The organism is Verrucomicrobiia bacterium (assembly GCA_026414565.1).
Taxonomy (GTDB): domain Bacteria; phylum Verrucomicrobiota; class Verrucomicrobiia; order Limisphaerales; family Fontisphaeraceae; genus Fontisphaera.
The window spans coordinates 36,400-54,344 of record JAOAIT010000009.1; the positions used below are offsets into that span (position 1 = coordinate 36,400).

19 protein-coding genes are annotated in these 17,945 nt (G+C 62.0%); 7 read left to right on the forward strand and 12 right to left on the reverse strand.

The window, feature by feature from the left end:
- Window positions 1–56 precede the first annotated feature (56 nt).
- Window positions 57–1,409, forward strand: a complete 1,353-nt coding sequence (locus tag N3J91_01415) for a Gfo/Idh/MocA family oxidoreductase (GenBank protein ID MCX8155103.1) — start codon at window positions 57–59, stop codon at window positions 1,407–1,409.
- A 267-nt stretch (window positions 1,410–1,676) separates the two neighbouring features.
- Window positions 1,677–2,558: a diacylglycerol kinase family lipid kinase gene (locus N3J91_01420; GenBank protein MCX8155104.1), complete on the forward strand. Its 882-nt coding sequence runs from the start codon at window positions 1,677–1,679 to the stop codon at window positions 2,556–2,558.
- Window positions 2,559–2,571: 13 nt separating this feature from the next.
- Here N3J91_01420 and N3J91_01425 read toward each other — a convergent pair whose 3' ends face one another.
- A complete protein-coding gene (locus tag N3J91_01425) occupies window positions 2,572–3,084 on the reverse strand; it encodes a tetratricopeptide repeat protein (GenBank protein MCX8155105.1) in 513 nt (170 codons plus the stop codon).
- A 174-nt stretch (window positions 3,085–3,258) separates the two neighbouring features.
- Here N3J91_01425 and recG point away from each other — a divergent pair, with 174 nt between their 5' ends.
- Window positions 3,259–5,253 (forward strand): ATP-dependent DNA helicase RecG, encoded by a 1,995-nt coding sequence (recG, locus tag N3J91_01430; GenBank protein ID MCX8155106.1) that lies wholly within the window; start codon window positions 3,259–3,261, stop codon window positions 5,251–5,253.
- Here recG and N3J91_01435 read toward each other — a convergent pair whose 3' ends face one another.
- Window positions 5,254–5,919, reverse strand: a complete 666-nt coding sequence (locus N3J91_01435) for a phosphopantothenoylcysteine decarboxylase (GenBank protein ID MCX8155107.1) — start codon at window positions 5,917–5,919, stop codon at window positions 5,254–5,256.
- A 23-nt stretch (window positions 5,920–5,942) separates the two neighbouring features.
- On the reverse strand, window positions 5,943–6,431 hold the full coding sequence (locus tag N3J91_01440) for a hypothetical protein (GenBank protein ID MCX8155108.1): 489 nt from the start codon (window positions 6,429–6,431) through the stop codon (window positions 5,943–5,945).
- Between the two features lie 186 nt (window positions 6,432–6,617).
- Between N3J91_01440 and nikR the strand changes: the two genes are divergently transcribed.
- From nikR to N3J91_01455, 3 genes are read left to right on the forward strand one after another with little or no spacing between them, the layout of a single operon-like run.
- Window positions 6,618–7,046, forward strand: a complete 429-nt coding sequence (nikR, locus tag N3J91_01445; protein MCX8155109.1) for a nickel-responsive transcriptional regulator NikR — start codon at window positions 6,618–6,620, stop codon at window positions 7,044–7,046.
- Window positions 7,047–7,056: 10 nt separating this feature from the next.
- Window positions 7,057–7,575: a nitroreductase family protein gene (locus N3J91_01450; GenBank protein MCX8155110.1), complete on the forward strand. Its 519-nt coding sequence runs from the start codon at window positions 7,057–7,059 to the stop codon at window positions 7,573–7,575.
- The gene (locus N3J91_01455) at window positions 7,562–9,205 is read left to right on the forward strand and encodes an arylsulfatase (GenBank protein ID MCX8155111.1); all 1,644 of its coding nucleotides are present in this window, start codon (window positions 7,562–7,564) and stop codon (window positions 9,203–9,205) included. The genes N3J91_01450 and N3J91_01455 overlap by 14 nt, the downstream gene beginning before the upstream one ends.
- A 17-nt stretch (window positions 9,206–9,222) precedes the next feature.
- On the opposite strand, the gene N3J91_01460 is transcribed toward N3J91_01455, so the two are convergent.
- Window positions 9,223–10,515, reverse strand: coding sequence for an O-acetylhomoserine aminocarboxypropyltransferase/cysteine synthase (locus tag N3J91_01460; protein ID MCX8155112.1), 1,293 nt, complete (start codon window positions 10,513–10,515; stop codon window positions 9,223–9,225).
- A gap of 133 nt (window positions 10,516–10,648) precedes the next feature.
- On the opposite strand from N3J91_01460, the gene raiA reads away from it, so the two are divergent.
- Complete coding sequence (gene raiA / locus N3J91_01465; protein MCX8155113.1) at window positions 10,649–11,008, forward strand: ribosome-associated translation inhibitor RaiA; 360 nt, start codon at window positions 10,649–10,651, stop codon at window positions 11,006–11,008.
- A 112-nt stretch (window positions 11,009–11,120) separates the two neighbouring features.
- On the opposite strand, the gene rpsR is transcribed toward raiA, so the two are convergent.
- The 8 genes from rpsR to N3J91_01505 form a co-directional block, all read right to left on the reverse strand.
- Window positions 11,121–11,375, reverse strand: a complete 255-nt coding sequence (gene rpsR / locus N3J91_01470) for a 30S ribosomal protein S18 (GenBank protein ID MCX8155114.1) — start codon at window positions 11,373–11,375, stop codon at window positions 11,121–11,123.
- 6 nt (window positions 11,376–11,381) lie between these two features.
- Complete coding sequence (rpmG, locus tag N3J91_01475) at window positions 11,382–11,549, reverse strand: 50S ribosomal protein L33 (GenBank protein MCX8155115.1); 168 nt, start codon at window positions 11,547–11,549, stop codon at window positions 11,382–11,384.
- An 8-nt stretch (window positions 11,550–11,557) separates the two neighbouring features.
- A complete protein-coding gene (locus tag N3J91_01480; GenBank protein ID MCX8155116.1) occupies window positions 11,558–12,124 on the reverse strand; it encodes a TraR/DksA C4-type zinc finger protein in 567 nt (188 codons plus the stop codon).
- Between the two features lie 287 nt (window positions 12,125–12,411).
- The gene (locus tag N3J91_01485; protein MCX8155117.1) at window positions 12,412–13,731 is read right to left on the reverse strand and encodes a PQQ-binding-like beta-propeller repeat protein; all 1,320 of its coding nucleotides are present in this window, start codon (window positions 13,729–13,731) and stop codon (window positions 12,412–12,414) included.
- A 61-nt stretch (window positions 13,732–13,792) separates the two neighbouring features.
- Window positions 13,793–15,148, reverse strand: coding sequence for an MFS transporter (locus N3J91_01490; GenBank protein ID MCX8155118.1), 1,356 nt, complete (start codon window positions 15,146–15,148; stop codon window positions 13,793–13,795).
- A gap of 29 nt (window positions 15,149–15,177) precedes the next feature.
- A complete protein-coding gene (locus tag N3J91_01495) occupies window positions 15,178–16,002 on the reverse strand; it encodes an adenylyltransferase/cytidyltransferase family protein (GenBank protein MCX8155119.1) in 825 nt (274 codons plus the stop codon).
- Window positions 16,003–16,005: 3 nt separating this feature from the next.
- Entirely contained in the window at window positions 16,006–16,815 is an 810-nt protein-coding gene (locus N3J91_01500) for a hypothetical protein (protein MCX8155120.1), read from the reverse strand.
- Window positions 16,816–16,824: 9 nt separating this feature from the next.
- Complete coding sequence (locus tag N3J91_01505) at window positions 16,825–17,916, reverse strand: NAD-dependent epimerase/dehydratase family protein (GenBank protein ID MCX8155121.1); 1,092 nt, start codon at window positions 17,914–17,916, stop codon at window positions 16,825–16,827.
- Window positions 17,917–17,945: the final 29 nt, after the last annotated feature.

Here is a 17,945-nt window from a genome sequence, read left to right on the forward strand (position 1 = left end):
TTGGACAGGCGCGGGGCTTTGGGTTATCCTGTGGCCGAACAAAGAACCCAGAGCTTATGGAAACGACTCGCCGCGTTTTTTTACGTACATCAGCCAAAGCTGTCACCGGCGCCGCGCTGGCGGCCGCCGTGGCCCGTCCCGGTTATGCCGCCGAAAACAATACGATTCAGGTGGCGTTAATTGGTTGCGGGGGCCGGGGCACCGGGGCGGCAGATAATGCGCTCTCCACCCGGAGCGGCCCCATCAAACTGGTGGCCATGGCGGATGTCTTTGAGGCCAAACTCAATCGCAGCTTTGAGTCGTTGAGCAACAAATACGCCAACTCCGGGAAGTTTGATGTGCCGGAAGATCGCAAGTTTTTGGGCTTTGATGCGGCCAAAAAGGCCATGGATTGCCTGCGCAAAGGGGACATCGCCATTTTTGCCACCCCGCCGGCCTTCCGCTGGCCCTATTTCCAATATGCCATCGAAAAAGGCCTCAATGTATTCATGGAAAAGCCGGTCACGGTGGACGGCCCCACCACGCGCAAGATGCTCGAGCTGGCCGAGCAATCGGAGAAGAAAAACCTGAAGGTGGGCGTGGGGTTGATGGTGCGTCACTGCAAGGGACGCCAGGAATTGCACAAACTCATCGCCGACGGTCAGATTGGGGACATCATCCTCATGCGTGCCTATCGCACCGGGGGCACGGCGGCCACGGCCGGGCGCCGGCCGGCCAACATGAATGAAACGTTGTACCAGATTCAACGTTTTCATGCCTTCTTGTGGGCCAGCGGCGGGGTTTTCAGCGATTACAACATCCATCAAATTGACGAATGCTCGTGGATGAAAAATGCGTGGCCGGTGCGGGCGCATGCCGTCGGGGGACGGCATTTCCGCGGGGATTCGCTGGATCAGAACTTTGACAGTTACTCCATCGAATACACCTATCCCGATGGCACCAAGCTGTGGTTCACCGGCCGGCACATTCCCGGCTGCCATAATGAATTTGCCAGTTATGTGCATGGCACCAAAGGCTCGGGGATTGTCAGCACCAATGCCCACACGCCGGGCCGGGTGCGGTTGTTCAATTCGCACAACATCTCCACCGATTCCTTGATCTGGGCCTTTCCGCAGCCGGAGCCGAGCCCGTATCAACTGGAATGGGATGATCTGGTGGAGGCCATTCGCAAAGATCTGCCCTACAACGAAGCCAAGCGGGGCGCCATTGCCAGCTTGGTGACTTCCATGGGCCGCATGGCAGCGCATACCGGCCAGATCATCACTTACGAAGACATGCTCAACTGCGAGCATGAATTCGCCCCGGGCATTGATAAAATCACTCTGGACAGTCCCGCACCGCTGCAACTGGGGGCGGATGGGCGTTATCCGGTGCCGCAACCGGGTAAATTGGGCAAGCGAGAGTACTGAGCCGATATTCAAGTGCTGCGTGGCGTTGGCGCCATCGGCTCATGCAGGTGATCTCGGTGGATGATCCACCCCTTCTTCCCGAGCTGGGGAGATACGTGCCACCCGCAGGGCATATTATCAGCCCGCCTTTTGCCCGGCCGTGGTCATCGTTGTTCGGGCGAAATTGCAGTAGCCCGGAATCGAGGTGGGGGCTGGTGCGTGGTTGCTTCTGCTCCTTGTGCTTATTTTGGCCTTGGGCCGGCCCGGGCTTGCAGGCAAAATCCGCCCATGCGGTATTACCTGCTGGTCAACCCGGTTTCCGGCAACCGTTCCGCCCTGGAGACAGCGCAACGGGTGCAACAGCTTTTGCGGGAAACCGGCCACGCCGCCGAGCTGGAGACCACCACCAGCAGGGGGGACGCCGAACGCCGGGCCCGCGCGGCCGTGGCGGCAGGATGCGACGCGGTGGTGGTCTGCGGGGGTGACGGCACTTTGCAGGAAGCCGCCACGGCATTGGCGGGGACGCCGGTGCCGCTCGGCATCCTTCCCCGGGGGCGGTGCAATGATTTTGCGCGGGCGTTGGGGCTTATCCGCCACGATGCTCCTGAGCGTCTGGCACAAATCATTATGGCAGGCCGGACCCGGGCGGTAGATTTGGGCTGTGTGGGTGCGCGTGTTTTTTTAACGGTGGCCACGCTGGGCTTTGATTCCGAGGCCAGCCGCTTTGTGGAAACCCGCCGTTTATGGTTGCGCGGCACGGCTGCCTATCTGTATGCCGTGTTACGGGTGCTTTCGTATTATAATTTCCCCGTTGTGCGTTTGCGCGGTGATTTTGGACAATATGAAGGGCGCATTTTGCTGGTGGCCACCGCCAACTCGCCCAGTTACGGCGGGGCCATGATGATCGCTCCCGGGGCGGTGCCCGATGACGGACGTTTTCACCTCACGCTGGTAGAGCAGGTCTCGCGCCTGACGGTGGTGCGGATGCTGCCCCGGGTCATGCAAGGGACCCACCTCACCCATCCCCGTGTGCGTGTGCTCACCAGTTCGTGGGTGGAGTATGAAACACCTTCGGCCCCCTTGTGGGTGTGTGCGGACGGCGAATCGCTGTGCCAGACACCCTGCCGTTTTGAGGTGCGCCCGCAGGCGTTGCGCGTGTTAACTCCCTGAGCCTGCGCCGGCTTCAAACCAGGTGTTGGATGACATCGCGCAGAGGCGCCAGCGACGGGTCCTCCAGCGCGCGCGCCTTCAACGCCTCGCGCTCCTGGGGCTGGGCGGCCAGCTCGAAAGCACGCGCCAGCCATTCCTGGCTTTCGGATAGATGACCCAGACGACAGGCATAACACGAGAGGTCCAGCGCCATGCGTGAATCCGGCTCGAGCATGTCCATGACCTGCAGCAACAGGTCATGGGCTGCGGCCGTCTGGCCCAACTGGTGCAAGCTGTGAGCCAGTTGCATCCACCCGAGACCGTCCTCGGGCGCCACCTGGGTGAGGCAGCGCGCCGCCTCGGCACATTGCCGCCATTGTTGACGGCGGGCGGCAATTTGACACAGCAGGCGCAATACTTGCGGATGCCGGCGATACCCGGGTGAAACGTTTTTCAGTTCTTTTTCGGCCTCGTGCGGGAGCCCCAACTCGAGCCAGCCACAGGCGGCGGCAAGATGGTGCACGTCGGGAAAATCCAACGGTTTCATAAACAAGCTGGCCAGCCTGGAGATGATTGTTTGTTTCCGTCGTCTGCGGACGAAGGGTCAGGCAAACCAATATACTTCAACATCGGTTGGCGGGCAATAATCTGAAGGGGATTTTTTGCGCGATGAACCGGCTTTCACCTCGTCAACGGCGCGCGCTTTTTTTAAGCTGTGGCTGTGGAAAGCACGAAGGCCACACCCGCCATTTTGGAGCAGCCCGTCACCGTGTTGTGGGGGGTGGGCGCGGAGCGCTCGGAATTGCTGGCCAAACTGGGGATTCGGACCGTTGCTGACTTGCTGTTGCACTGTCCCCGGCGTTATGAAGACCGGCGCCACACCCTGCCCATTGGCACGTTGCAACAGGGGCAAACGGCCCTGGTGCGGGGGCGTGTGCTGGCACATGGAGTCAAGTACTTCAAGCGCCGCACGAAATCCGTGTACGAACTCATCTTGGATGACGGCACCGGCCGGCTCTACTGCCATTGGTGGAATCTTCCGTTCATGGAGAAATATTTCCGGGTGGGTGATGAGGTTGTCGCTTATGGCACGGTGCGCCAACTGCGTCCTCCCACCATGGATCATCCCGATACGGAGGTGCTGGAGGCAGATGAGGAGGCTGGCGCCCATTTCGAGCGCATCACCCCCATTTACCGGCTGACGGAGGGGGTCACGCAACGCTGGCTTCGCGGGTTGATCTGGCGCACCTTGCGGCAGGTGGAGGGCCAGATTCCCGAGACGCATCCGGTCCTGGTGGAGGCGGGTTTTCTGCCCAAATCACAGGCCTTGAATGCTCTGCATTTTCCCGCCGAAGCCGAAGAGGCCGAGCGCGCCCGCCAGCGGCTGGCGATGGAGGAATTGCTGGCATTGCAAATCCAACTGCAAACCCGGCGCTGGAAGTTGCAACAGCGCGCCGTGCCCCTGCCTTGCGGCGGGGACAACAACCGGCTCATCAAACCCTTCCTCGCCCGCCTTCCTTTCAAACTTACCGCAGCCCAAACCCGGGTGTTGCGGGAAATCCGGCAGGACCTGGGCGGGACATGTCCCATGCGGCGCTTGTTGCAGGGGGATGTGGGCGCGGGTAAAACCGTGGTGGCGGCTTGCGCGGCGTTGATGGCCCTGGAAAGCGGGCATGATGTGGCGCTCATGGCGCCCACCACCATTCTGGCCGAGCAACATTTTCGCACTTTTCAAACGTGGCTGGCGCCCTTGGGGGTGGCGGTGCATTTGTACCTTTCCGGGCGCCAGGCGGAGACGCTTGGCGCGGCCTCTCCCCAGTTGGCCATCGGCACCCACGCCTTGATTACGGAAGATTTCAGCCTTCCCAGACTGGGACTGGTGATCATTGACGAACAGCACAAGTTTGGCGTGGCCCAGCGCGAGGCCCTGGTGCGCAAGGGGCGCTATCCGCATCTGCTCATCATGACGGCCACGCCCATCCCGCGAACTCTGGGGTTGACCTTGTATGGGGATCTGGATGTTTCCGTGCTGGATGAGCGGCCGGCCGGGCGGGGGGCCATCCGCACTTTTGTCCGTGCGCCGGATAAAGCGCCCAAGGTATGGGAATTTGTGCGGCAGCAGCTCGCGGCGGGCCGGCAGGCTTATGTGGTTTATCCGCGCCTGGAAGAGGGGGATTCCGAGAACGGTTTGAAAGCGCTGCAGGAGGAATATGATCACGTGTGTCAATGCTTGCGGCCGTGGCGCGTGGGCATGGTGCACGGGCGGATGCCGCCAGCCGGGCGGGAGGAGATCATGGCCGATTTCCGCGCCAACCGGGTGCAGGTGCTTCTGGCCACCAGTGTCATTGAGGTGGGGGTGGATGTCCCCAATGCCACGGTGATGGTGGTGGAGAATGCGGAGCGGTTTGGCCTGGCCCAACTGCACCAACTGCGCGGGCGCATCGGCCGCGGCGCCCACACATCTTATTGCATATTGCTGGCCGGCGTTAAATCGCCCGAGGCCCTGGAGCGCCTGGAGGTGCTGGTGCAGCATCAGGACGGTTTTGCCATTGCCGAGGAGGATTTGCGGCTGCGCGGGCCGGGTGACCTGTGCGGGCAGGCGCAAAGCGGGCTGCCGGATTTTCGTTTTGCGGATTTGCGGCGCGATCTGAAACTGGTGGAGCAGGCGCGGGATTTGGCGCGCAAGCAGTTGGTGGGGCCGGGAGGGGCGAGGTGATCAACCGGGGGCGCGTTCCGCCAGCAGTTGCAGCAGGGACGCGCAGAGGGCCTGCTGGTCCCGGCAGTGTTGGGGGGGGCGTTGCGACGTGACCAGGGCAAAGCCGGGGCCGTAGGCGCGGCCGTTGAGGACGCAGGCATGGGAACGGGCCTCCTCTAGCTGGCGCCGGGCTTTGGCGAGGGCTTCCTCCGTTGTGCCTTCCAGCTCGTATTTCCAGCCAATGATGATGGCCCGGGGAAACCAATCGCGCAGAAGCGGCAGAAGTTTGGGCGTGGGCACCAGTTCAGCCAGCAAAGGCGCGCCGCGTGATTCAATTTTGGCGCCGCGCACCTCCTGCGTGGTGCCATCGGGCAGGCGGCGGTAAATGCGGCCAAACGTAAAGTCGCTGACGGCGGCAGCGTGAAAAACCGCCTCGATGGCCCCGCCGGCGCGGGCGGCCAACTGTTCGCGCAGGCTTTGCGTGGAGGTGAAACGCTGGATTTCGCTCCGCGGCAGCTCCGGGGGCGGCACGATGGCCTGCTCGCTCAGCAGCAGACACACCTCATGACCGGCGGCGGTCAGGGCGGCGGCCAGGCCACAACCCAGCCTGCCGGTGGAAAAATTGGTTAGGCGGCGGACTTCATCCAGCGGCTCAAACGTGGGGCCGGCCGTGACCAGACAGCGCATGCGAAGGTTGGACTGGCGGGCGGTTAACCGCGGAAATAGATGATCAGGCCGTAATCTTCCACCAGTTTTTGGGAGGTGGGATCGATGTGGGAATAACTGACTGGATAAAGCCCCAGAATGTGTTTTTCACCGATTTTTTGCAGGATCTCGGTAACCGTCTCATCGAATTTATCCTTGCCAAACTCCAGGCACTCGGAGCGGCGGATGGTTTTAATGCGCAACACGCGGTCGCTTTCCTGGGCGGCAAACTCCAGCGGGCGCGAAGCCTTTTTGATGAGGGCCTGGACCGGCGCCTTGCCGGTGGGCACCTTGAAATGCTTCTCCTCCTTGGCCGCAGCCGATGTGGCGATGGGATTCAACACCGTCTCCGGCGTCGGCGCTGCAGCTTCGGCGGGCGGGGCGGGAATGATAATGGGCGTGCCGCAGGAGGGGCATTCAATCTCACTGCCGGCGCCGGAAGCGTCCACTTCCAGCTCCTGCTCGCAGGCGGGGCATTTGAAGGTGATGTCCATAGGTTGAGCGCTGTTTTGTTCGCAGTCATTATAAACCTGCCAAAGGGCGTTGGCCAGCACAAGATGCAGGAGACTCCCCGCCCGGTGCAGGCCGCGGCGCGCCCCACGCGCCGGGGAGGGTGCATGGCTTTTAGGTTGCGCGGGCAGGAAGCTCAGGCACAATGAAGTTACGTTCCGAGGCCGCTTATGAAAAAAGAATTAGCCGCGCGTTTTACGGTAAGTCTGCCGCCCGGGCTGCTGCAGCAATTGGATGACTGGGTGCATGCCAAAGGGTTTGACAACCGCTCGCAGGCGGTGGCGGATATGATTCGGGATCGTTTGGTGGACCAGTTGCAGGAATCCCCCGAGCGCGAAATTGCCGGCACCATCACGCTGGTTTATGACCATCACAAGCCGCATTTGACCGAGGAATTGACCGATTTCCAGCACGATCATCATCACGCCATCATTTCCACGCTGCATGTGCATTTGGATCATCACAACTGCCTGGAAGTCCTGGTGGTACGCGGCAAGGTGGCAGAAATCCAGCGCATGGCGGATCGCCTCCTGGCCATCAAGGGACTCAAACACGGCAAACTGACCGTGACCACTACCGGCAAAGACATTCCGGCCTGACACCATGACCATGGACGCACGACTGGATTTTATTTTTGGACGGCGCAGCATTCGGGCCTACACGGCCGAGCCGGTGTCTCCCGCCCAGGTGGAGGCCTTGTTGCATGCGGCCATGGCGGCGCCCAGTGCGGTGGCCAAGGATCCGTGGCGGTTCATCGTGGTGCGTGATCGGGCCACGCGAGTCCGGCTGACGGAAGAATTGCCCAACGGCAAAATGCTGGCGGATGCCGCGGTGGGCATCGTAGTGTGTGGGGATATCGAAGCCGCCCATGACCGCCAGTTGAGTTACCTGCTGCAGGATTGCAGCGCGGCCATTGAAAATTTGCTGCTGGCAGCCCATGTGCTGGGGCTGGGGGCCTGCTGGCTGGGGGTGCATCCGCGGGAAAATCGCATCCGGCACGTCCGCCAGGTGTTGGGCTTGCCGGAGCACATCATTCCAGTATCCGCCATTGCGATAGGCCATCCGGCCGAATTCAAAGAACCCCGCTCGCGGTACCGGGCCGAGTACGTGCATTATGAGCGCTGGTAAGTTGAGGCGGGCGGTCTGTCTGGGGTGCCTGTGGCTGTGCCTGGCGCTCGCCCAGACGTGGGCTGCGCCGCGGCCGCCCAACTTTCTGATCATTGTGGCCGATGATTTGGGCTTTTCAGATGTGGGCTGTTATGGCGGAGAAATTGACACACCCCATCTGGACGCCCTGGCCCGGGACGGATTGCGGTACACCCAATTTTATTCGACGGCCCGCTGTTGGCCCTCGCGGGCCTGTCTGCTGACCGGTTATTATGCGCAACAGGTGCGCATGGATCCGCCACAAGGGCGGCTGCCTGAGTGGACCCGACTGGCCCCGCATTATCTTCGGGCGGCCGGTTATCGTTCCTATCACAGCGGCAAATGGCACATCCAAGGCGCGCCCCGGCGGGTGGCCGACGGGGGCTTTGACCGCTCTTACTCGGTGGAGGATCATGATCGTTTCTTTTATCCGCGCAACACGTTGCTCGATGATCAGCCGCTGCCGCTGGTGGCCACCAATGCGGGATATTACTCCACCATTGCGATTGCCGAGTATGCCATACAATTCTTGCGCCAGCATCAACAGCAGCATCGCGACCGGCCCTTCTTCCTGTACCTGGCCTTTCTGTCCCCCCATTTCCCCTTGCAAGCGCTGCCGCAGGACATCGCGAAATACACCGGGCGTTATCTGGCCGGGTGGGACGTGGTGCGGCGCCAGCGCTGGCAGCGCGCCACGGCTCTGGGGCTGACGGCCCATCCTTTGCCGGAATTGGAGCCGCATTATTTTGCGCCGTGGAGCCTGGCCGAGGCCGAGCTGCAGCGGCAGATTGGGGCCGGTGAATCGGCGTATGCCGTGCCCTGGCAGGCGCTCACGGTGGAGCAAAAAATATTTCAGGCCCAAAAAATGGCCGTGCACGCGGCCATGGTGGATCGCATGGACCAGGAAATTGGCCGGGTGTTGGCCCAAATCAAAGCCATGGGACAGGCGGATAATACCCTCACCTTTTTTGTGTCCGACAACGGAGCGAGCGCCGAGCAGATTATTCGCGGGGATAAACATAATCCGGAAGCTCCGGTCGGCTCCGCCCAAACTTTTCTCTGCCTGGGGCCAGGGTGGGCCTCGGCGGCCAATGCCCCGTTGCGGCTGCACAAGTTCTGGGTGCATGAAGGCGGCATCAGTTCGCCCCTGATTGTGCACTGGCCAGCCGGCATTAAAGACCGCGGGGGCCTGCGGCGCGCGCCGGGGCATTTCATTGATTTACTTCCTACCATGCTGGATTTGGCGGGCATTCAGCCCGCGCCCGAATGGCAGGGCAAAGCCGCGCCGCCGCTGGCCGGGTGCAGTCTGGCGCCCACCTTCGCGCGCGAGGCGCCGTTGCCGCGGGAGTATTTGTTTTTTAGCCACCAAGGCAACCGGGCCTTGCGCGTGGGCGACTGGAAGCTGGTGGCCGCCGGCGCCCAGGGGCCGTGGGAATTGTACGATCTGAGCACGAATCGCGGCGAAAGCCGGAATCTGGCGGCGGAGCAGCCGGCCAAAGTCGCCGAGATGGCGGCGCTGTGGCAGCGGCTGGACACGCAATTTCGCGAGCAGGCTGGCCTGCCGCCATCTAAAACCACCCCGGCTGGGGTGGAAAAGCAGAAGGAGCCCTGAGGTGCGCCGGGGCCGTTTTAGGCCGTGGTGGCGGCGGCCAGGGCCTGATCCAGATCCGTCAGAATATCGTCAATATGTTCCAGTCCGATGCTCAGCCGCACCAATTCCGGCGTGATGCCGCCCGCCCGTTGGGCCGCTTCATCAAGCTGGGAATGCGTGGTGGTGGCCGGATGGATGGCCAGGCTTTTGGCATCGCCCACATTCGCCAGGTGGGAGAAAAGCTTGAGCGAGTCAATGAACTTGCGGCCGGCGGCGGCTCCCCCTTTGATGCCGAACACCACCATGGAGCCGCCCTTGCCGCGCAAATATTTTTGGTTCAGGGCGTACATGGGATCGTCCGGCAGGCCGGGGAAGCGCACCCATTCCACGCGGGGATGCTGTTTCAGATGTTGCGCCACGGCCAGCGCATTCCGGCAATGCTGCTCCATGCGCAGCGGCAGGGTTTCGATGCCCTGCAGGAAGAACCAGGAATTGTCCGGCGCAATGCAGGCGCCCAGATTGCGCAGCGGCACGGTGCGCATCCGCAAGATGAAGGCCAGGGGACGCAACGGCTCCGGCAGGTCCAGGCCCCAGCGCAGGCCGTGATACGAGGCATCCGGCTCGGTGTAAAGCCGGTGCCGGCCGCCAGCCCAGTTGAAACGCCCGCTGTCCACCACCACGCCGCCAATGCCCACCCCGTGGCCGCCAAACCACTTGGTCAGTGAATGCACCACAATGTCCGCGCCGAAATCCAGCGGGCGGGTCAGGTAGGGCGTGCTGAAGGTGGCGTCCACAATCAAGGGCAGGCCGTGCGCGTGAGCAATGCGGGCGACAGCCTCGAGGTCGGTGATTTCAAGGGCCGGATTGGAGACCGTCTCGCAGAAGAGCGCGCGGGTTTTCTCATCAATGGCCCGGGCAAAGTTGTCCGGGTCATTAGAGTCCACAAATTTGACCTTGATGCCCAGGGACGGCAGGATGTCGTTGAACTGCGTGTAGGTGCCGCCGTACAGGTTGCGGGCGCTGACGATGTTGTCGCCCGCCTCGGCCAGATTGATGATGGAATAAAACACCGCGCTGGTGCCGGAAGCCAGGCCCAGTCCGCCCAGCTCCGGGGCGCCTTCGAGCAGCGCCACCCGTTTTTCGAGGACATCCGTGGTGGGGTTCATGAGCCGGGTGTAGATGTTGCCCAGCTCTTTCAGCGCAAACAGATTGGCGGCATGTTCCGTGTTGCGAAAAACGTAGGAGCTGGTGCGGTAGATGGGGACTGCGCGCGACAGCGTTACCGGGTCAGGCTGCTGACCGCCATGAAGGCATAAAGTTTCAAATTTCATCGGCCCACAATCTGAACATTGGCCGGGTCCCGCGCAAATCTTTTTTCGGGGCGGAAGGGGGCACGAAAAAAATCGTGAAAATCGGCGCGACAAGTCTGGATTTTTCCCTGCCGATGAGGCATGTTTCAAGTGTATGAAATTAGTTCTCTCGACGCACAATCTCTCCCTCACCGAAGCGATAGAGAACCACATCATCAAGCGGGTGCAAAAGCTGGAGAAATTGCACCGGCGGGCCGTGGATGTGCGGGTGACGCTGGAGTACAATGCGACCCGCGCGCCGGAACGCCAGTTTACCTGCAACATGCGGGTGGGAGTGCGCGGGCCGGACTTGTTTGCCGAGCACACCGATGGCGACATGTACGTGGCGATTGACAAGGTGGTTAAAAAGCTCGAACAACAAATCCGGGAGCGCCACAGCAAGGCCAAGGCCCGCAAGCACAAGGAAGCCGTGCGGCACAAGGTCAAGCGTCTCACTGAAGGCCGCCTGTTGTAGGCCGCGTAAAAAAAGAAATTTGCTGCCATTCTTGGGGGGATGGCAGGCGGGACAAAAGCAAACCCACCGGCGATGGGGCATCGCCGGTGGTGTAGTCAGGTCGGAAAGTGGATTAGCGCATCAACAGCATGGCCCGGGCGCGTTTGATCATCCGGGTCAGGCGGCGCTGGTAATGAGCCGGCAGGTTGGTGTATTTGCGCGGCAGGATGCGGCCCTGTTCTGTGACGAAATTACGCAGCAAGGCGGTGTTGCGATAGTCCAGGGCGTCCACAGTGAAATCAATCTTGGGCTTGGGCCGCGGCGTGCGCGGGGTCAGGCGGGAGGGATGAGCCCGTTCTTTGCGATCCGTGTGAGTTTTACGAGGCATAGGTCATTACTTGATTTCACGATGCACCGTGTGCCGCCGGAGATGGGGGTTGTACTTCTTGATCTCCAGGCGTTCGGTTTGCAACTTCTTGTTGCGGGTCGTGACGTACCGGGAGGGAGGTTTGCCCTCCTTCCGGGCTTCCGTGCATTCCAAGGTGACGATTTCTCGTGGCATAGGCAAAATTATTCACGTTCTTTGGCCGGACGTTCCTCTTCCTCGGCCTCCGCATCCTCGACCTCCACCGCGCCCACGGTGTCCACCGTGCCCAGCGCGCCCAAGCGCCGCTGGCGCAACTGGCCGTCACGCTCGAGCTGGATTTGGGCCTCCACGGTGAAACGGGTCCACGGGATGGCATCCAGCCGGGCCTTGGGGATGGGTTTGCCGGTGAGTTCACACACGCCGTAGGTGCCGCGCTCAATGCGCTTGAGCGCCTCCTCAATCTCGTAGATGGCGTCCTGGTCGCTGGAGAGCAGGCTCAGCGCAAAGTCACGGTCAAAGGTGTCCGTCCCGGTGTCGGCCATGTGCAGACTGTAGCCGGGCAACTGTTCGGCGCTATCCTTGGCCAGCCCGCTCATCTGTTGTTGCAGGCGCTCCCGCAAATCCATCAAAATATCGTAATATTTCTGCCATTCCGGCTTGATTTTAACCGGCACCGCCGGGCCTTGCTTGTTCAGCGGGCGCCCCAGAATGGCGGCGGCCGTGGCGGCCACCCGTTTGGCCGGCCCCGTGGATTTATTGGGACCGCTCATTTTGGCCGGGACAGCCGGCTTGGCCGGGGGTGCCGGCCGGGCAGGCGCCGGTTTTTTCTCGGCAACCTTGCTTGCGGTTTTGCCGGTGGCCTTCTTTTCAACCGTTTTTTTCTTCGCGGTCACGGTACTTATCCTCAAGCCAAAAGCGTTCGATGTCTTTCTCTCCATCTGCTTCAACCAGGCCAACCGGCCTGGTCCTGCAAGAGCGAGGGAATGTACCAAACTTCTCCCAAATATCCACTAAATTTTTCAAAAAAATTTTGCCGCTCCAGCCCCCTGGGACGAGGTCATTCCCGCGGGCGTAGGTCGTAGCAGGCCAGGCGCTCATGATAACGCAGGTAAAGGCGGCCCTGCCAGATAACCGGGTGCGCCCAGACGTCGTTTTTATGTTTCTCCACAAACCGGAACTGGCTCACCAAGGCAAACTTCTCGCGGTCGGCCTCCACGAGGGCCAGGAGGCCATCTTCGGTAAGCCAGTAAAAGCGACCGTCGGCAAAAATCTGGCTGCCTTTGGCCAGGGCGTTGGTTTGGTGGAGCAGTTCACCGGTTTGGGCATCCAGACAGGCCCAACCGCGGCGGCCACGATACCAGGAACCCACCAGCAAATCCTTCACTTGAATGATGCCGCCGTGGCAGGTATCCAGCTTGGAAATCCACTTGGGACTGACCGAGACCTCCCTGCCGGTGTCCCGTATCCGCAACAAGGTGCCGCCGGGACTGTCCGGGCCGGTGACGAATACCCCGTCGCCGATCAACACCGGCGTGGCGGCCAAGACTTTGTAGGTGGTGGGCATGGGGTAGGTCCACAACAGCGCACCGGTCGTGGCATCCACCCCAAACGCATGGGTCTGGGAACAATTCACCAGATGCCGCCGTCCCGCCCATTCAAAGAGGATGGGCGAGGCATAACTGGCGCGGTCGGCAGCGTTTTCGGGGCTGTTCAGCCGCAACGGCGGGCTGGCCCAGCGGGTTTCCCCCGTGTTCTTGTCCAAGGCCGCCATCAGGGCCGCATCTCCGCCGGCGGTGACATAAACATGCCGCTCGTCCACCAGCAGGCACTCGCTCAAGGCCCAGGTGATGTTGCGCGCTTGGAAACGCTGCAAAATGTCCACCCACCACAATTCGCGGCCGCTTTGGGCGTCCAGGCAGACCACCCGCCCATGAGCATTCATGTGATAGAGGCGCCCACGGTCATAGGCCACGGCGGCGCGGGCCCCCGGATAGGGGTCTTTCCAGGAAGCGCCATTGGTGACCTGCCACCGCAGTTTTCCCTCCATATCCAGCGCATAAATGACCAGATGCTCCCCCACATCGCCCGTGATAAAGATTTGGTTGGCGGCCAGTACGGGAGCGGAGTATCCCCGGCCCAGGAAATGGATTTCCCACAGCCGCGGGGGGCCGCCCTCCGGCCATTGTTTGAGCAGATTGGTTTCACGGGCAATGCCATCCCGGTAGGGGCCGCGCCATTGCGGCCAGCCCGGTTCTGCGGCAGCGATGAGGCGGGGCAGGGACGGGGGAGCAGGGGCGGGGGCGGCCTCGAGCAGCAGCCCAAGCCCTGCCAACAATCCTAATAACCCCAGAGCGCCAAGTCGCAGTGCGGTCATCATGGCACAAATCGTAACACAGGCGGGTGGTCTTGGCGAGTGTCGGAGGCCCGATTTTCCTGCCTCAGCCACGCGGCCAGAGCCGGAACCAGAATTTCATGGGGGCCCGCAATAAGAGGTCCCGCAACAGCTCTTCGAAACTGGCGGCCTTGGGCTCCACCAACCGGCGGGTGCTGCACAGGGCGGCCAGGGTTACCAGCGCGGCGGCGGCAAAAAAGATGCTGTAACGATTCCACTCCACGCCGCCCCAGCGGGTGCGGAACTCCCCGATGGCATCAATCATCATGCCCCAGAGAATGGGGGCCACCCCCTGGGTGACATTCCACGCCACAGAGAAAAGGGCGAAAAAATGATTGCGCCCCATAGTGGGCACGGAGGCCATGGCCAGGCGCGTGAACGCCATGTTGGCCGAGGCGGAGAACAGGCCCATGCACCCCAGCAGGGCGATCAGCGGCGCGGTGGAGGCCTGCAGGGCCTTGCCGGACATCAGCCACCACCCGCCTAAAATCAGCACATAAACCCCGAATGCCAGGGCCAGCACCGGTTTGCTGCCGGCCGCATCCAGGCGGGAGCCAAACAGCCACAGACTGCCCATGCCCCCCAGATAGAGCGTGGTGGAAAGCAGCAGAATCCGTCCTTCGGAAAGGGCCGCTTCGGTCTTCAGAAAGGCCACGGGAAAGGCTTGCATGCCGCCATAAACCACCGCCCAAAGCATGACGGTGACGAGCAGCCGCTGAAAAGGCGCATGCCGCAAAATCGCCCCCCAGGGAACTTCGCCGGTGCTGCCGGCGGGTTCTTGCGGCACGGGGACATCCGGGATGCGTTTGAGGAAGCTCAGGCTGGCGGCGCCGGCCACGGCACTGAAGGCAAAGAGCAAACTGAATTGATACGGGTGGGGTTCGCTGCCCAAAAACAGCGCGGCCAGTAAAAAAACCATGATGCTGCCCAGATTCACCACGGCGGCATCCCGTGCCAGGTAGCGGCCGCGGATGGATTCCGGTACGAGGCTGGTGATCCACGGCAGCCACGCGCAACTGGATATGCCACGCGAAAGATTGAAGCCAAACAGCAGAAACAACAGCAGCGCCAACTGGGTACCGCGGTCCAGGAATGCCCCCAACAAGGGCACTGCGGCCATTGCAAAGATGAAGGCCACCCGGATGCCCCAGCCGGCATACACAAACCGGCGAAAACCGAGGCGCGGGATGTATTGGGCGGCGGGGATTTGAAAGATGACCAGCAGGGGCATCATGCTCACCACCACCCCGAGGACGGTGGCACTGCCGCCGAGGCTCTTGGCATAGAGCACCATGGGGCTGCTCAACACAATCTGGAATGACAGCGCGTTGAACAGCGCAAACCAGTAGGCATGATGAAAGCCGGGCGGCAGGCGGGGCTTTTCTGGAGCAGCGTCAGACATGGGGGTGGGGTTGCGCCCGCGGCGCCATGCTAAAACCCGCGCAGGGCGGTGCTGGAGCGGGCCGGCAGCCCGGGCGCGGGTGTTCGTTTGAGCACCACATACTCCAGCCCGTGGGCCTCACAATAGGCGCGTTTTTCCGGTTTGTCTCCGTCTTCGTTGACGGCATAGATGTGCGGTTGCAGACGCCGGATTTCCGGCTCGGCATCGAGCCAGCCCCACCCCGTGGTGAGCACGGCTTGCGTGACGTAGCGGATGCTGCCCACCATGTAGCGGCGTTCGTCCTGGCAGAGCAGGGGATGCCCCGCGCCTTTCAAATGGCGCACATTCGCATCATTGCCCACCGCCACGTATAGATCCCCCAGGGCCGAGACTTCCTCAAAAAAACGCACATGCCCGGAGTGCAGCCAGTCGTAGCAGCCGGTGACAATGACCTTTTTTCTTTCCGGATGAACGGGGCCGGCCGGCGGCTCGGGAAAACCGCTCAATGCCGCCGCGGCCAGCGGCATGGCACGCCATCCGTGCCGTGCGCAGAATTGTTGGCGCGCGGGTGAATCTTCCTCCTCAGGATAAACCCAGATGGCAGGGGGGACGGGCGCCGCCCGCTCCAGGACCGGCAGCCCGCTGGCAGCCTGAATGACTGTCACCGAATCCACATAACGGATGGCGCTTAAAAAATAGTGGCGCTCTGCCAGGGGAAATTTCACGGGATTGCCCGTGGCCTGGGCCGTCGAGGCATCGTCCCACAACAGCACCCGCACCGGCCCCAGCCGCGCGGCCTCCTCCAAAAGGCGCACGTGGCGCGAGCGCAGATCATCAAAAGGCCCCGAGACAATGACCTGAACGTTGTGCTTCATGGTTCAGAGGCGCAGGGAGGCATGAAAGGCGCCGGGCACAGGCTTTACGGAGACCACGTAAAGATAACCCCCACCACAGCCGGAATACATTGCGCCGGCGTAACGGGCCTGGTAATAGCGTAAAATGGCGCCCAGGTCCACCGTCAGCGTGGGATGCCGCACGGTGTGGGGCAGCAGATGCTCCCAACACTCCATGCACTCATTAAAGGAGCGTCCCAGTGCGGCGGCATCCCGCGCCAGAATGGCGGCGAAACAATCTTTGCCGGTTTGGCCCAGCCGCCGCACCCAGGCCGGCTCCAGATTTTTTTCGCCCAAAGGATGGTAGCCCTCCGGTCGCGGCGCGATGGGGATAATGTGCAGGACCTGGGCCAGCCAGTGGACGATATCCGGATCACGGCAGGTTTCGATATGTTGGGGAAAGATGCCGCCTTCGTGCCGGGCATCGTAGTCCAGGCGGTTGATGCCGGGGTAGAGCAAACCGATCATGTCCTGCGAGCCGGAAGGATCCGGCCGCCCGGCGTTTTCTGCGGCATACAATGTCCGCACCAAATCAGCGGGATTACCGTCAGGCAGGCGATCCTGCCACAACCGCCGGGCCACCGCCCGGGTGCCGGTGGCCAGTCCGGAGCGGTCCATCCAGGGGGCATCCGGCTGCACGCCCACCACCACCATGCTGCCGGGCGGCTCCGGATTCAGGCGGGACACAAAGGGCTGGTCAATCCAGCCCCCCGCCAGGGCCAGCCGATACGGCAGGTGGCCCCACGGCGGGGGCGGCGGAATGGGGCCGGTGGGACTCAGGTTGGCGTCCGACATGCCCATCGGTTAGTACAAGTCCTGCACCGTGTGCTCGCCTGCCTGGCGCTTGCGGTACTGCTCTTCAATCCACTGGTAGGTGGTTTTCAAGCCCTCCCGCAACGGAATGGACGGCTCCCAGCCGAGCATTTGTTTGATGAAGGTGTTGTCGCTGTTGCGCCCCGCCACGCCGCGGGGGGCGTCCAGTTTGTAATGCCGCTGGAGTTTGACGCCGCCGATGGATTCCACCAGCGACACCAGATCATTGATGGAGATCATTTCACTGGTGCCGAGGTTGATGGGCGTAGCCTTCAGGGCATCCGTGTGCATGATCATGTCAATGCCTTTGATGCAATCATCAATGTACATGAAGCTGCGGGTCTGCGTGCCGTCGCCCCAGATTTCAATTTCCAGCCGGCCGGTGGCCTTGGCTTCGATGACTTTGCGGCAGATGGCGGCCGGGGCCTTCTCGCGCCCGCCATCCCACGTGCCCCAAGGGCCATAGACGTTGTGAAAACGGGCAATGAATGTGGCCAGCCCGCGCTCGGCGGTGTACTCCTGGCAGAACATTTCTGACATCAATTTTTCCCAGCCGTAACCGCGCTCGGCCATGGCCGGGTAGGCATCGGACTCTTTGAGGGCGCGGCAATGGGGGTCTTTTTGCAATTCCGTGTTGTAGGCGCAGGCCGAGCTGGAGAAGAAATACCGGCGCACGCCGGCGCGCCAGGCATGTTCAATCAGATGGGTGTTGATCAAGATGCTGCGCAGGCATTCGACGCGGAATCGCTCGATGAAACCCATGCCGCCCATGTCGGCCGCCAGATTATAGACTTCGGCGGCGCCTTCCACGGCGCGGCGGCAGTTCTCCTCCACCCGGAGGTCCAGGCATAATTCCTCCACCCCCGGCACGCGCTGATACCAGTGCGGCAGGGGCTTGCGGTCCACGGCCCGGATGCGCTGGTAGCCGAGGTCTTTGAAATAACGCACCAGCGCCCCGCCAATAAACCCCCCGGCACCGGTAACCAAAATCAGCTCGTCTTTGGCCGCGCGGTTTTCCACCCAGGGACGCGCCGCCGGCTGGCCGGGGGCGGCGCAGGTGTTTGGATTTGCGTGTGGTTGCATGCTCATATTGCGTTAAAAAACCACGCCAA